This is a genomic window from Streptomyces sp. NPDC001231 (genome assembly GCF_042896885.1).
In the GTDB taxonomy this organism is placed as follows: domain Bacteria; phylum Actinomycetota; class Actinomycetes; order Streptomycetales; family Streptomycetaceae; genus Streptomyces.
Genome location: NZ_JBIAXS010000004.1, coordinates 232,733 through 246,660 on the forward strand (window position 1 = coordinate 232,733; position 13,928 = coordinate 246,660).

Here is a 13,928-nt window from a genome sequence, read left to right on the forward strand (position 1 = left end):
TGGGCCGACGGCCCGCTGGTGGGCGGGTGTGCCGCGCGGTCAGGGGAGGATCGCGCGGCCCCGGGCGGGCGCTACTCGACCCGCCGTAGCGCGTCCGCCGGACGGAGGCGGGAGGCGCGCCAGCCGCCGAACGCGCCGGCGATCAGACCGCCGGCCACGGCGAGGCCGACCGCGAGGACGATGGTGGTGAGGCTGACCGGCGCGGTGAGCGCGACCTCCAGGGACTTCGCGGCCTGCCGGCCCGGACCGCCCATGCCCCCGCCGCCCAAGAAGCCGCCACCGCCGGGACCGCCACCGGCAGCGGCCGCCCCGCCGCCGGAGCCGCCGAGGTCGGCCTGCAGCGTCGGGCTGATCGCGGTCACCGCGTACGCGCCCGCCAGACCGAGCGCGATGCCGAGGATGCCGCCGACCAGTCCGTTGACGACGGCCTCGCCGACCACCTGCCGGGTCACCCGGCCGGACTTCCAGCCCAGCGCCTTGAGCGTGCCGAACTCGCGCACCCGCCGGGAGACGGCGGAGGAGGTGAGCAGGCCCGCGACCAGGAACGCGGCCACGAGCACCGCGATGGACAGCCACTTGCCGACGTTGGTGGCCAGGCTGGAGGCGGTGGACAGCGAGCCGGAGACGGTCTTGGCCAGGTCGGCGGAGGTGGTGACCGTGGTTCCCGAGACGTTCTTCTGGACGGCGCTCTTGACGGCGTCGATCTGCTGGGAGTCGGTCGCCTTGACGTAGATCGTGGTGACCTTGTCCTTGTTGTCGCTGAGGGTCTGCGCCTGCTTCAGCGGGATGTAGAGGTTGGCCGCCGCGTCCCCGCTGCTGGCGGTGGCGATGCCGATCACCTCGTACTTGACGCCCTTGATGGTGACGGTGCCGCCGACCTTGAGCTTCTTCTCCTTGGCGTACGCCGAGTCGGCGACGACGACCTTCGCGTCCGTCTCGGTGGTCTTGAAGGTGCGGCCGCTGGTGATCTCCGAGGAGGTCAGCGGGCCGAGCTCCGGCTTGGTGACGTCGGTGCCGTAGACCGAGTACTGGTTGACGTCGAAGTCGGCGCCGCCGCCCTGGACCCGGCCCTGCGGCTGGGAGCCGGGGCCGCCGCCCGTCCGGCCGCCTTCGCCCTGCTGGAACTGGCCGCGGGTGAACTGGCCGCTGACCTTCACCACGTTGAGGCTGAGCCCGCCGACCGCGGAGGAGACGCCCTTCTGGTCCGCCACCTTGGTGACCGTGGAGGCGGACAGGGTGGTGAAGCCCTGCACCATGACCCGGTCGCTGCTCTGGGTGTCCTCGGACCCGTTGTCCTTGGCGTCGAACCGGAAGCGCGGGCGCTCGGAGTCACCGGAGGGCGGCGTGGCCGCCTTGGTGACGGTCATGTCGGTGCCCAGCCCGTACAGCGACTGCAGGACCTTCTCCTGCGCCGCGCCCATGCCGTTGGACACGGAGTTGACCACGATGACCAGCGCGATGCCCAGCGCGAGGCCGGAGGCGACGACGAGAGCCGCCTTTCGACGGCGGCGCAGCTCGCGCCTCAGGTAGGTGAAGAACATGTGCCGACGGTAGGGGCGCCGCCTGATGAGGTCTTGAGGCCGTCGTGAGAGGAGCATGAGAAGACCGGTGCGGCCCCGAGGGGCGGCACCGGTCTTCACGGGCAAGCGGTCGTCAGACGGCCGAATCGGCCTTCCACTGCGCCCAGCTCATGTTCCAGCCGTTGAGGCCGTTGTCCGGGGCCACGGTCTTGTCGCCGGTGTTCTGGACGATGACGACGTCACCGACCATCGAGTTGTCGAAGAACCACGAGCCCGGCGTGTTCGGGTCGTTCGCGCCCTTCTTGTCCTGCAGGCCGACACAGCCGTGGCTGGTGTTGACGTTGCCGAAGACGCCCGGCCCGCCCCAGTAGTTGCCGTGGATGAAGGTGCCGGAGTTGGTCAGGCGCATGGCGTGCGGCACGTCCTTGATGTCGTACTCGCCCTTGCCGTCGTCGTCGGTGAAACCGACCGTCGCGCCGTTCATCCGGGTCTCCTTGAACTTCTCGGAGATCACCATCTGGCCTTCGTACGTCTTGTTGTCGGGCGACCCCGCGGAGATCGGGATGGTCTTGACGACCTTGCCGTTCCGCGTGACCTTCATCTGCTTGGTCTTCGCGTCGACGTAGGAGACCTGGTTGCGGCCGATGTTGAAGGTGACCGTCTTCTGCTGGACGCCGTAGACGCCCTGGGCGCCCTCGACGCCGTCGAGGTCGAGCTTCAGCGTGACGGTGGAGTTCTCCTGCCAGTACTGCTCGGGACGGCAGTCCATGCGCTGCACCCCGAACCAGTGGCAGGCGACCTCCTGGCCGCTGGAGGAGGTGACGGTGATGCCCTTCTGGACGGCCGCCTTGTTGGTGATCGCCTTGTCGAAGTTGATCGAGACGGGCATGCCGACGCCGACCGTGGTGCCGTTGTCCGGGTTGAAGGAGCCGATGAAGCTGTGCGCCGGGGCGACCGTGGTGAAGGAGGCGTTCTCGTGAGCGGCCCGGCCCTTGGCGTCGGTGGCGCTCGCGGCGACCTTGTAGGTGGTGGCGCGCTGGAGCTGGGCGTCGGGCTTCCAGCTCCTCTTGTCGGCCGATATCTGCCCCTCGACGGCCGTACCGTCGGCCGTCGTCATGGCGACCTTCGTCAGCGTGCCCTTGGCCACGATCACGGCAGCGGAGTTGTTGATCGAGGCGTTGTCGGAGCCGTCCGCTGGTGTGATCTTGATCTGGGCCTCCGACGCCTCCTGGGCCGCGGCCTTGTCGGCCTTGGCCTGCGAGGTGTCGCCCCCGTCGCCGGCCGCGTCGCTGTTGCCGGAACAGGCCGTGAGCACCAGTACACCGCCGAGCAGTGCGGACGCGGCCGTCAGGCGCTTGCGCCGCTTACTGTTCGTCATCACACGCTTCTCCATCGTTGGCGAGTCCCAAAACCCCTCGAGGCCCCCGTCGCGAGTCCTCAACGCTACGACCGTTTCGTCCCATTTCCCACGTCGTGGAGATGTGGGACTTGCCACGTCCGCCGTAGCGGACGGTACGCGGCCCGGTCTGCGCGTTGCGTGAGACGACGAAACCCCGGACGTCGGTTGCGGCCGGGGTCGCCGATGTGATCCGGACGACGTCAGCCGGAGTGTCCGGCGCCGCCTGCCTTCTGGTCGTCCCCGCCCTCTTCGTCCTCGTCGCCTTCCCCGTTTTCCTCGACTTCCTCGACTTCCTCATCGACATCATCCTCGCCGAACTCCCAGTCGGGCGAATCCGGGTCGTACGCGATGGGTTCGCTCGACCAGGAGGCCTGCTGGAGTTCCACCCCGGGCACCTCGCCGACCAGGTCGAACGGATCAACCAGGTACGCCAGGGCCTCGGCGGTGTCTTCCGTCACAGCGCCCTCGGCGTGCGCCCGCTCCGCGGGGTCCAACTCGCCGTCCTCGATGTGCTCGGCGATCCGGCTGCGGGCCGCCCCGATGACGGCGTCCTCGTCCTCGATCTCGAGGACGAGCTCGACACTGAGGCGTACAAAACGTGAAGTCTCTGGAGTGCTCATGGTCGGAGGGTACGGCTCAAACCTCCCGTGACTTTCCTGTGACCCGCGACGTTCACTAACATCGCCCCACACGGCCAATTCACCAGCGCCACAAGGGGATCGATATTCCGTGTCATCCGCTCGCCGTACGTTGCTGACCGCCACCGCCGCGGGCACCCTGCTGGGCGCCCTGTGGTTCGTCCCCTCCGCGGACGCGTCGGTGGGCACTCCGGCGAGAGGGGCGGACCCGGCGGCGCCGACCGCCCAGGTCACGGAACAGGGGCGGCCCGCCTCGGCGGTGGAGACGTCCGGCGCCCAGGAGAACGCCTCCACCGGGAGCGGGACCGAACTCGCCGACACCGGAAGCATCGACACCACTCCGTACGTCGTCGGCGGCACCGCGCTCCTCATACTGGGCGCCGGTTTCGTGGTCTACTCCGTGCGCCGGGAGCGCCTCGGCTTCTGAACCCGCCCGGCCCTCCCTCGACTTGGGCCCCGGCCCGCCGTCCTACTGGAGCGGGCCGGTGACGGTCTCGGCCGCCGCGACGAGCCGGCCGTCCCCCACGAAGGCGTCCGCGGCGGCGAGGTCGGGCGCGAGGAAGCGGTCCGGGCCCGGTCCCTCCACCCCCGCCTCGCGGGCGGCGTCGATGACCGCCCGGCTCGCCGGAGCCGGGGTCAGGCCCTCACGCAACTGAACGGCGCGCGCGGCGGCGTACAGCTCGATCGCGATGATCCGGTTCAGGTTGCCGACGGCCGTGCGCAGCTTGCGCGCCGCCGACCAGCCCATGGAGACGTGGTCCTCCTGCATGGCGGAGGACGGGATGGAGTCGGCGGACGCCGGTACGGCGAGCCGCTTCATCTCGCTGACCAGCGCGGCCTGCGTGTACTGGGCGATCATCAGGCCCGAGTCGACGCCGGCGTCGTCGGCGAGGAACGGCGGCAGGCCGTGGCTGCGGTTCTTGTCGAGCAGCCGGTCGGTACGGCGCTCGGCGATCGAGCCGAGGTCGGCGGCGGCGATGGCGAGGAAGTCCAGCACGTAGGCGACCGGGGCGCCGTGGAAGTTGCCGTTGGACTCCACCCGGCCGTCGGGCAGGACGACGGGGTTGTCCACGGCGGAGGCGAGTTCCCGCTCGGCGACCAGCCGGGCGTACGCGAGGGTGTCCCGGCCGGCGCCGGCGACCTGCGGGGCGCACCGCACGGAGTAGGCGTCCTGGACGCGGGGCGCGTCGCCCTGGTGGTGCCCGGTGAGGCCGGAACCCTTGAGCACGGCCAGCATGTTGGCGGCGGAGGCGCCCTGCCCCGGGTGCGGGCGGATGGCGTGCAGCTCGGGAGCGAGGACCTTGTCCGTGCCGAGCAGCGCCTCCAGGCTGAGGGCGGCGGTGATGTCGGCGGACTTGTACAGGGTTTCGAGGTCGGCGAGGGCCATGATCAGCATGCCGAGCATGCCGTCGGTGCCGTTGAGGAGGGCCAGGCCCTCCTTCTCGCGCAGCTCGACAGGCCGGATGCCGTGCTCGCCGAGCAGCTCGGCGGCGGGGCGTACGACGCCGTCGGGGCCCTCCGCGTCGCCCTCGCCCATGAGGGTGAGGGCGCAGTGGGACAGCGGGGCGAGGTCGCCGGAGCAGCCGAGGGAGCCGTACTCGTGCACGACCGGGGTGATGCCGGCGTTGAGCACGTCGGCCATGGTCTGCGCGACCTCGGGGCGTACGCCGGTGTGCCCGGAGCACACGGTCTTCAGCCGGAGGAACATCAGCGCCCGCACGACCTCGCGCTCGACCCGCGGGCCCATGCCGGCGGCGTGCGAGCGGACGATGTTGCGCTGGAGCTGGGTGCGCAGCTCCTGGCTGATGTGCCGGGTCGCCAGGGCGCCGAAGCCGGTGCTGACGCCGTAGACGGGCTCGGGCTTGGCCGCCAGCGCGTCCACGATCTCCCGGGCCGCCGTGAGGGCCGCCACCGCCTCGTCGGAGAGCTCGATGCGGGCGCCGCCGCGCGCCACGGCGAGAACGTCGGACGCGGTGACCCCCGACGTCCCCACCACCACAGTATGCATATCCATATTCAGGAGCGTACGCAGTGAATGCGAAGATGTCACTAGTGGATGCTGGGAGCGACTCTTACAACTCGCGGCCTGGATACGCCTGAACACCCGGCGCCGCTCAGGGCCTGCGGCCGCGGAAGCGGCGCCGCTCCACCGGGGCCTCCGGCACGGGCGGGGGCGCGTCGACGAGGCGGACGACCGGGTCCTGCGCGCCCTCACGGCCGGCGACCACGGGGCGGTCGGCGCGCAGCGCCTTCGCCCGGTACTGGGCGGCGTCGGCGAGCCGGAACAGCCGCCGGGCCGACGGTACCGGCCGGATCGCGTGCTCGGTCGAGGCCACCCCGCAGGCGACGCCCTCGCCCAGCTCCAGCTCGGCCGCGCGCCGGCACAGCTCGTCGGCCGCCTTGATCACGTCGTCGGCCGAGGGGCCCACCGCGACCAGGCAGAACTCGTCGCCGCCGAGCCGTGCCACCAGGGCGCCGGGCACCATCGCGCCGCACAGCGACAGCACGGAGCCGAACCGTTCGAGGAGCCGGTCGCCGACGGCGTGACCGAGGGTGTCGTTGACCTGCTTGAGCCCGTTGAGGTCGCAGACGACGAGGCTGACGACGACACCGTCCGCGCGGTGCCGCTCGATCGCCTCGTCGAGCATCACGTCGACGGCACGGCGGTTGGCGAGCCCGGTCAGCGCGTCCGTGAACGCCAGCCTGCGGGCCTCCTCCAGCCGCTCGCTCTGGGCGAGCCCGGCGGCTACCACGGCGGCCAGCACGGTGGCGAAGTCGGCGTCGGAGCGGCCGAAGAGGGGGGTGCCGACCGGACGGGCGACGTAGAGCTCTCCCCAGGCGCGTCCGTGCTGCACGATCGGCGCGACCACGCAGCAGCCGCGCCCTCGCCTGCGCAGCGCGGCGACACGCTGGTGGCTGTAGCCGGGGTGGCCCGCGGCCGCGCCGTCGGCGGTCTCCACCCAGGCGTCGGGTTCACCGCCCGAGGCCCACCGCTCGTGCAGGAACTCGGTGATCTCCGGAAACTGGTGCACCGGGTACGCCTCGTTCTCCGGGAACTCCTCCTCTTCCGGCGCCCGGTCCCCCACGTTCACCAGGACCCGCAGCCGGCCGTGCTCGCGCTCCCACGCCGAGAGCGCGGCGAAGCTCCCCTCCAGCGCCCGGCACGCACCGAGCGCCGCCGCCCGCCACGACTCACGCGAGGTCTGCGCCGCGGCCATCCCCTGTGCCAACGCCACGACGTCCGCCAGCCGCCTGTTCTCGCCCATCACCCCAGGCTAGGGATGTTTCAGATGAATCGAGACATTGGCCCACCCACCAGTGCGCCGCACACAGCTCCCCCGGATCACCGGAACCCCACACCCCCGAGTCAACGGGACCCGACACGGACCCGTACACCCCCGACCCACAGGACCCGACAGGGCTCACGCGCCCCCGGACGCGCGAGGCACGGCGTCCCTTCCCGGCCAGGTGTGGCTCGCCGCGCACGGTGGCCACGCGGTCCGGCGGCCACGGCGGACGGCAGGCGCCGCGGGCCGCCCGCGCCCGGCGGCGGCTCCCACCTCGTCCGGCCAGCGCGCGGCACGGCTGCCGACAGCCGCGGGGACTGCCGGCCCCCGGCTCGACGCCGAACCGCCACCACCCGCCGACCACGACGGCCAGAGCGCCGGGCGACCGCGACCCGGCCAAGCACCACGGCCACAACGTCGGGCGGCCACAGACCCGTCGGCACGGCATTCGCACGGCCCAGCGGGCATGCCTGACCACAGGCACGAGGCCGCGGACCGTCCGCGCCCGACGACGGCTCCTACCTCCACCGCTCAGTGCACGGCACCGCAGCCCGCAGTCGTCGGACGCCGACCCCCGGCTCGACGCCGAACCGCCACCACCCGCCGACCACGACAGCCAGAGCGCCGGGCGACCGCGACCCGGCCGGTACGGCGGTCACGGCGGACGGCAGGCACGGGGACGCGGGCCGTCCGCGCCCGGCGGCGGTGCCCGCCTCCTCCGGTCGGCGCACTGCACGGCTGCCGGCGGTCGCCGGACTGCTCGGTGTCGGGCAGCCGCCGCCCCCAGCAGGCGTGAGGTGCACTCCCGGCCGGCGTGGGACGCAGGCGGCGCGAGGCGGTGGTTACTCTCCCGGCCAGTGCGGGGGGCGCTTCTCGTTGAAGGCCGCCACCCCCTCCGCGCGGTCCGCGGAGAAGGCGACCGAGCGCCAGGCCGCGTCCTCTACCTCCAGGCCGGCCCGCAGGTCGAGGCCGTGCCCGAGTCGCAGGGCGCGCTTGGCGGCGCGCAGTCCGACCGGCGAGTTCGCCGCCATCCGGGAAGCCAGCTCCAGGGCCTCCTCGCGGTCCCGGCCCTCGCCCACCAGGCGGTCCACGAGGCCCAGCCCGGCCGCCTCCGGCGCCTCCAGCCGACGCGCCGTGAAGATCAGCTCGGCCGCCCGCGCGGCGCCCACCCGCCGGGGCAGCAGCTGCGTACCGCCGCCACCGGGGATCACCCCCACCGAGACCTCCGGCAGCCCCACCACGGCCGTACGGTCGGCCACGATCACGTCGCAGGACAGGGCCAGTTCGAAGCCGCCGCCGAGCGCGAACCCGTGCACCGCGGCGATCGTCGGCATCGGCAGCTCCAGTACGCCGGTGTACGCCGCGCGCGCGACCGGGCGCTGGCGCACCAGGTCGGCGTCGCTGAAGGAGTTGCGCTCCTTCAGGTCGGCCCCGACGCAGAACGCCCGCTCGTGCGAGGACGTCAGGACGACCACGCGCGCGTCCCGGTCGGCGGCGAGCGCCGCACACGCCCCGGCGATCGACCGGGCCATGTCCGTGGACACGGCGTTCATCGCCTTGGGCCGGTCCAGGACGAGCTCCGCGACGTAGTCGTGCCGCCGCACCAGCACGAACTCGCCGAACCGCTCCTCACTCATGACACCCTCCTGGTTAACGCGGGTTAACAAGAAACCAGGTCCGATCATCGCAGCAGGGCCCGCACCGGGGAAAGTGCGGACGGAACACAACCGCGGCCCCGTTGTCGAGACCCGGCACCCCGTTCGAGTGACATCCCCGGCCAACCCCCACCGAATCCCCGGGAGAGCGCATAACGTGCGTCCGCCATGGCGCATCGGGGGGCGCGAGCGCATCGGGGAGGACGGCGATGACGACGCATACAGCCACAGTCCGGCAAGACGGCGACAAGAACGACGGCGACAAGAACGACAACGGCGATCATTGCGACAGCACAGACATAGTCGCCGACGCCGCGGCGGAGGAGGAGACCGCCGGCACATGGACGCGGCCCTGGGGCTCCCGTGCCCACGGACGGCACCGCAGGCGCCGGCCCCGCAAGGCGCTGCTGGCCGCCGGAGGGCTCGCGGTGGCCGCCGGTGTGCTGAGCCTCGTACGGCTGGCGCCCGAGTCCGGACCGGCCGGCCTGGGCGCCGCGGAGGCCGAACCCCACGCGGCCCCGGGCCACGGCTCGGGCCGCTCCGCCGGGACCCCCGCCGGCACCTCCGGCACGACCGGGGCCGGTCCGGCGACCGCGCCCTCGGCGACCGTCGCCCTGGACGGGGTGAGCGCCGCACCGCTCCCGGACGGAAGCGCCGTACCGATGGCGTCCCCGTCCGCGGCGGCGGCCACCGCGGAGCCCTCGGCGCTCCCGCAGACCACGACCGTTCCCACGGCGCTCCCCGAGGACACGGACCCGCCGGAGCACCCGGAGCCCACCGACGTACCGCGGCCGCCCGCCACCACGGCCCCGGCTCCTCGCCCCACACCGGCCCCGAGCCGGAGTACGCAGCCCCCGGCCCCGCCCTCCGGCGGGGGCGGCCTGTGCCTGCCGATCATCGGGCTGTGCGTCGGCCTCGAGGCCGGACCCGGCCGCTGATCCGGGCCGCGACCGCCGGTTACGAGGTCCCGTCGCTCCGCCGGGTGAGCAGCCAGGGCTCGACCACGCCCAGGCCGCGCACCGGGCGCTGCCACATCGGCTGAAGGGCGAACCGGTACACCGGCGGCTCCTCGCCCTCCTTCTCCGCGGCCGCCGCGGCCTCGGCCGCCTCCGCCTCGGACGCCGGGGCGTCCCCGGTGCGGATCAGCTCCTCGGCGAAGGCGCTGTCCACCAGGACGGCGTCACGCGGAGCTATCGAGGTGAGCCGGGAGGCGAGGTTGACGGTGGTGCCGAACACATCGCCCATTCGAGTGGTCACCGTGCCGAACGCCATGCCCACCCGCAGCTCCGGCATCGTCTCGTCGTGGGCCATCGTCTCGACCAGCCGCAGCGCGATGTCCGCCGCCGTGCCGGCGTCGTCGGCGGCGTACAGCACCTCGTCGCCGAGCGTCTTGATGAGCCGGCCGCCGCGCGCGGCCACGAGGTCGGCCGAGGTCGTCTCGAACGCCTCGACCAGCTCGCCGAGCTCCTCCTCCTCCATACGGCGGGTCAGCCGGGTGAAGCCGACGAGGTCCGCGAAGCCCACGGCCAGCCGCCGGTCGACCATCTCCTCGTCGTCGGCGGCCTGCACGACCCGGCCGGCCGAGGCGGCGAGCTGGCGGCGCCAGACGTAGACCAGGAACTCCTCCAGCTCGGGCAGCAGCAGCTCGACGATCGGGTACGTGACCTCGGTGCGGGTCATGCCGGGCTCGGGCGGCTCGGTCAGGCCCTCCAGGAAGGAGTCCATCTGCCATTCGGCCAGACGGGCGGTGGTCTGCCCCGTGGACCGGGCCACCTGCACGGCCATGGCCTCGCTGAGCAGCCCCGCCTCGACCAGACCGGCGAGCCGCCGCAGGGCCAGTACGTCGGCCTCCGTGAGCGCCTTGGCCTGGCCTATGTCGGCGAAGCCCATGGCCCGCCAGAAGCGGGAGGCAAGCTCCATGGAGACGCCGGCGCTGCGGGCCGCCTGGAACGGGGTGTAGCGCCGCTCCGCGCCCAGGATGAGCTGTTCGAGACGCAGTGCGAGAGGGTGTCCGCCGGATTCGGCGTCGGAGTCCCCCTGCTCGAGCGAGGACGGGAATGGCGGAGGCTCCTCCCGGCCGTCCGCGTCCGCGCCGGAGCCCGTGTCGTCGACGGTCACGCCTGCTGCCCTTCCGATCTGCCACGGTCAGGTATCGACCGGCCTCAACTCTACGGCAGGTGTGCGCCAGCTCACTCCGTCAGGTCGCGCCGCGGGGGGAGCTGACCGGCACCGATTCACACGGGGCGCAGATGCACGATGTCGCCCGCGCCGACCGGCTCCTGCACCCCTGCCTCCGTGGCGATGACCAGCCGGCCGTCGCCGTCCACCGCGACCGCTTCTCCCACCACCGACCGGTCGCCCGGCAGTTCCGCCCGGACCACCCGCCCGAGCGTCGCACAGCCCGCCGCGTACGTCTCCTGGAGGCCGCTCGCGGCCGGATCGCCTCCCGCCTCCCGCCATCGGCCGTACCAGTCCTCCAGGGAGCGCAGGACCGCCCGCAGCAGCGGGTCGCGGTCGGTGCTCACCGCTCCGGCGAGGGCGAGGGAGCCGGCCCCCGGGACGGGAAGCTCCTCCTGCCGCAGCGTGACGTTGACGCCGACGCCGATGACCACGGCGTCCCCGCCGGCCCGCTCGGCCAGGATGCCGCCGGCCTTGCGTTCCTCATCGCCGACGGTCACCAGCAGGTCGTTCGGCCACTTCAGCGCCGTATCGACCCCGGCGGCCCGGGACAGGCCCGTGGCCACCGCGACCCCGGTGAGCAGCGGCAGCCAGCCCCAGCGGGCCACCGGCACCTCGCTGGGCCGCAGCAGCACCGAGAAGAACAGCCCGGAGCGGGGCGGGGCCGTCCACCGGCGGTCCAGACGGCCCCGGGCGGAGGTCTGCTCCTCGGCGACCAGGACGGCACCCTCGCCCGCCTTCCCGGCGGCGGCGCGGGCCACCAGGTCCGTGTTCGTGGAGCCCGTGCTCTGCACCACGTCCACCTCGGACCACAGCCCGTCCGCCCGTACCAGCCCGCGCCGCAGGGCCCCGGCGTTCAGGGGCGGGCGGTCCAGGTCGGACCAGCGGCTGCCGTGCGGCACGTTGTCGGGGTTGTCGTCTGCTGCATCTCGGGGCGTCATGCAAGCCACCCTAGGTGTGGGAAACGCCGCACTGCCGAACGGCGGACCCCCTACTACGCTACGGATGAGTAACCGTCCCCCCTTGTGAGCAGGCAGGGAGCCGCGATCCCGATGTCCGAGCCGGAAGAGCGCCAAGAGATCGACATTCACACGACCGCGGGCAAGATCGCGGATCTTCAGCGCCGCGTCCTGGCAGCGACGCACGCCGGCTCCGAGCGCGCCGTGGAGAAGCAGCACGCCAAGGGGAAGCTGACGGCGCGCGAGCGGATCGAACTGCTGCTCGACGAGGGGTCGTTCGTCGAGCTGGACGAGTTCGCCCGGCACCGCTCCACCAACTTCGGCCTGGAGCAGAACCGGCCGTACGGGGACGGCGTCGTCACCGGCTACGGCATGGTCGACGGCCGCCCGGTCGCGGTGTTCTCGCAGGACTTCACCGTCTTCGGAGGAGCGCTGGGCGAGGTCTACGGGCAGAAGATCGTCAAGGTGATGGACTTCGCCCTGAAGACCGGCTGCCCGGTCATCGGGATCAACGACTCGGGCGGCGCCCGGATCCAGGAGGGGGTCGCCTCCCTCGGCGCGTACGGGGAGATCTTCCGCCGCAACACCCACGCCTCCGGGGTGATCCCGCAGATCAGCCTGGTCGTCGGCCCGTGCGCGGGCGGCGCGGTCTACTCGCCGGCGATCACCGACTTCACGATCATGGTCGACCAGACCTCGCACATGTTCATCACCGGCCCCGACGTCATCAAGACCGTCACCGGCGAGGACGTCGGCTTCGAGGAGCTGGGCGGCGCGCGCACCCACAACACCGCCTCCGGCGTGGCCCACCACATGGCCGGGGACGAGAAGGACGCGATCGAGTACGTCAAGCAGCTGCTGTCGTACCTGCCGTCGAACAACCTCTCCGAGCCGCCGGTCTTCCCCGAGGAGGCCGACCTGGCGGTCAGCGGCGAGGACCTGGAGCTGGACTCGGTCGTCCCGGACAGCGCGAACCAGCCGTACGACATGCACACGGTGATCGAGCACGTGCTGGACGACGCCGAGTTCTTCGAGACCCAGCCGCTGTTCGCGCCGAACATCCTCACCGGGTTCGGACGGGTGGAGGGCCACCCGGTCGGCATCGTCGCCAACCAGCCGATGCAGTTCGCCGGCTGCCTGGACATCGACGCCTCCGAGAAGGCCGCCCGCTTCGTACGGACCTGCGACGCCTTCAACGTGCCCGTGCTCACCTTCGTCGACGTGCCCGGCTTCCTCCCGGGCGTCGACCAGGAGCACACCGGCATCATCCGCCGCGGCGCCAAGCTGATCTTCGCCTACGCCGAGGCGACCGTCCCGCTGATCACCGTGATCACCCGCAAGGCCTTCGGCGGCGCCTACGACGTCATGGGCTCCAAGCACCTGGGCGCCGACCTCAACCTGGCCTGGCCGACCGCCCAGATCGCCGTCATGGGCGCCCAGGGCGCGGTCAACATCCTGCACCGCCGCACGATCGCCGAGGCCGAGGCCGCGGGCGACGCCGAGGCGACCCGCGCCCGGCTGATCCAGGAGTACGAGGACGCCCTCCTCAACCCCTACGTCGCGGCCGAACGCGGCTACGTCGACGCGGTGATCAAGCCCTCCGACACCCGCTCCCACCTCGTGCGCGGCCTGCGTCAGCTGCGCACCAAGCGGGAATCCCTGCCTCCGAAGAAGCACGGCAACATCCCCCTGTAAGGAGCCGCTGTGATCAAGGTCGTACGAGGCCATCCGACCCCGGAGGAGCTCGCCGCCGCCCTGGCGGTGGTCCGGGCCCGCGCCGCGGCGGCAGCCAACACGCCGTCCGGCGCGCCGGCCCCCCGAGACTCCTGGTCCGACCCGTCCCGCATCGCCACCCGGCACGTCCCTCACCCGAGCCCTACGGCCTGGTCCCGCACCTACTGGCCCGGCTGATCGCCCGCGCCACCGGCCACCCAGGGCGCTTTGCCCACCCGCCCGCCCGACTCGGTGGGCCTCGGGCGACCGTCCCCCGGGGCCCCGCCCCAGACCCCGGCGGGGCCCCGCCCCTGCACCCCTGGCCGGGCTCCGCCCGGGGGCGCTCTGCCCACCCGCGCGTCCGACTCAGTAGGGCTCAAGTGACGGCTTCCTGGGGCTCCGCCCCAGACCCCGGCGGGGCTCCGCCCCGGGTACTTGGCCCACCATCCCGCCCGACCCAGTAGGGCTCAGGCGACCGTTCCCTGGGGCTCCGCCCCACACCCCGGCGGGCCTCCGCCCCGGGTACTTGGCCCACCATCCCGCCCGACCCAGTAGGGCTCAGGCGACCGTTCCCTGGGG

General features: G+C 72.8%; 12 protein-coding genes. 4 read left to right on the top strand and 8 right to left on the bottom strand.

Translation table 11 applies throughout. From position 1 onward, the window contains the following. Positions 1-71: 71 nt before the first annotated feature. The 3 genes from ACFY3J_RS07340 to ACFY3J_RS07350 form a co-directional block, all read right to left on the bottom strand. Complete coding sequence (locus ACFY3J_RS07340) at positions 72-1,541, bottom strand: ABC transporter permease (protein WP_384172242.1); 1,470 nt, start codon at positions 1,539-1,541, stop codon at positions 72-74. Between the two features lie 112 nt (positions 1,542-1,653). Continuing rightward, positions 1,654-2,898, bottom strand: coding sequence for an Ig-like domain-containing protein (locus tag ACFY3J_RS07345; protein WP_384172245.1), 1,245 nt, complete (start codon positions 2,896-2,898; stop codon positions 1,654-1,656). A gap of 221 nt (positions 2,899-3,119) precedes the next feature. Next, on the bottom strand, positions 3,120-3,539 hold the full coding sequence (locus ACFY3J_RS07350) for a hypothetical protein (protein ID WP_384172248.1): 420 nt from the start codon (positions 3,537-3,539) through the stop codon (positions 3,120-3,122). Positions 3,540-3,648: 109 nt separating this feature from the next. Between ACFY3J_RS07350 and ACFY3J_RS07355 the strand changes: the two genes are divergently transcribed. Then, on the top strand, positions 3,649-3,984 hold the full coding sequence (locus tag ACFY3J_RS07355) for an LAETG motif-containing sortase-dependent surface protein (RefSeq protein ID WP_390840487.1): 336 nt from the start codon (positions 3,649-3,651) through the stop codon (positions 3,982-3,984). Positions 3,985-4,026: 42 nt separating this feature from the next. Here the strand turns inward: ACFY3J_RS07355 and hutH are convergent, their stop codons facing one another. The 3 genes from hutH to ACFY3J_RS07370 form a co-directional block, all read right to left on the bottom strand. Beyond that, positions 4,027-5,565 (bottom strand): histidine ammonia-lyase, encoded by a 1,539-nt coding sequence (gene hutH, locus ACFY3J_RS07360; RefSeq protein ID WP_390840512.1) that lies wholly within the window; start codon positions 5,563-5,565, stop codon positions 4,027-4,029. Positions 5,566-5,671: 106 nt separating this feature from the next. Continuing rightward, positions 5,672-6,823 (bottom strand): diguanylate cyclase domain-containing protein, encoded by a 1,152-nt coding sequence (locus ACFY3J_RS07365; protein ID WP_384172255.1) that lies wholly within the window; start codon positions 6,821-6,823, stop codon positions 5,672-5,674. A gap of 863 nt (positions 6,824-7,686) precedes the next feature. Further along, positions 7,687-8,481: an enoyl-CoA hydratase/isomerase family protein gene (locus tag ACFY3J_RS07370; RefSeq protein ID WP_390840488.1), complete on the bottom strand. Its 795-nt coding sequence runs from the start codon at positions 8,479-8,481 to the stop codon at positions 7,687-7,689. Positions 8,482-8,708: 227 nt separating this feature from the next. Between ACFY3J_RS07370 and ACFY3J_RS07375 the strand changes: the two genes are divergently transcribed. Continuing rightward, positions 8,709-9,437: a hypothetical protein gene (locus tag ACFY3J_RS07375; RefSeq protein ID WP_390840489.1), complete on the top strand. Its 729-nt coding sequence runs from the start codon at positions 8,709-8,711 to the stop codon at positions 9,435-9,437. 19 nt (positions 9,438-9,456) lie between these two features. On the opposite strand, the gene ACFY3J_RS07380 is transcribed toward ACFY3J_RS07375, so the two are convergent. Together ACFY3J_RS07380 and ACFY3J_RS07385 are read right to left on the bottom strand one after the other, a co-directional pair. After that, positions 9,457-10,617, bottom strand: coding sequence for an adenylate/guanylate cyclase domain-containing protein (locus tag ACFY3J_RS07380; RefSeq protein ID WP_384172264.1), 1,161 nt, complete (start codon positions 10,615-10,617; stop codon positions 9,457-9,459). Positions 10,618-10,733: 116 nt separating this feature from the next. Continuing rightward, entirely contained in the window at positions 10,734-11,618 is an 885-nt protein-coding gene (locus tag ACFY3J_RS07385; protein ID WP_384172267.1) for a biotin--[acetyl-CoA-carboxylase] ligase, read from the bottom strand. A 111-nt stretch (positions 11,619-11,729) separates the two neighbouring features. On the opposite strand from ACFY3J_RS07385, the gene ACFY3J_RS07390 reads away from it, so the two are divergent. Together ACFY3J_RS07390 and ACFY3J_RS07395 are read left to right on the top strand one after the other, a co-directional pair. Further along, positions 11,730-13,331: an acyl-CoA carboxylase subunit beta gene (locus ACFY3J_RS07390; protein WP_384172270.1), complete on the top strand. Its 1,602-nt coding sequence runs from the start codon at positions 11,730-11,732 to the stop codon at positions 13,329-13,331. 9 nt (positions 13,332-13,340) lie between these two features. After that, positions 13,341-13,547 carry an acyl-CoA carboxylase epsilon subunit gene (locus tag ACFY3J_RS07395; protein WP_384172273.1) on the top strand — a complete coding sequence of 69 codons (207 nt, stop codon included), beginning with the start codon at positions 13,341-13,343 and terminating at the stop codon, positions 13,545-13,547. Positions 13,548-13,928 lie beyond the last annotated feature (381 nt).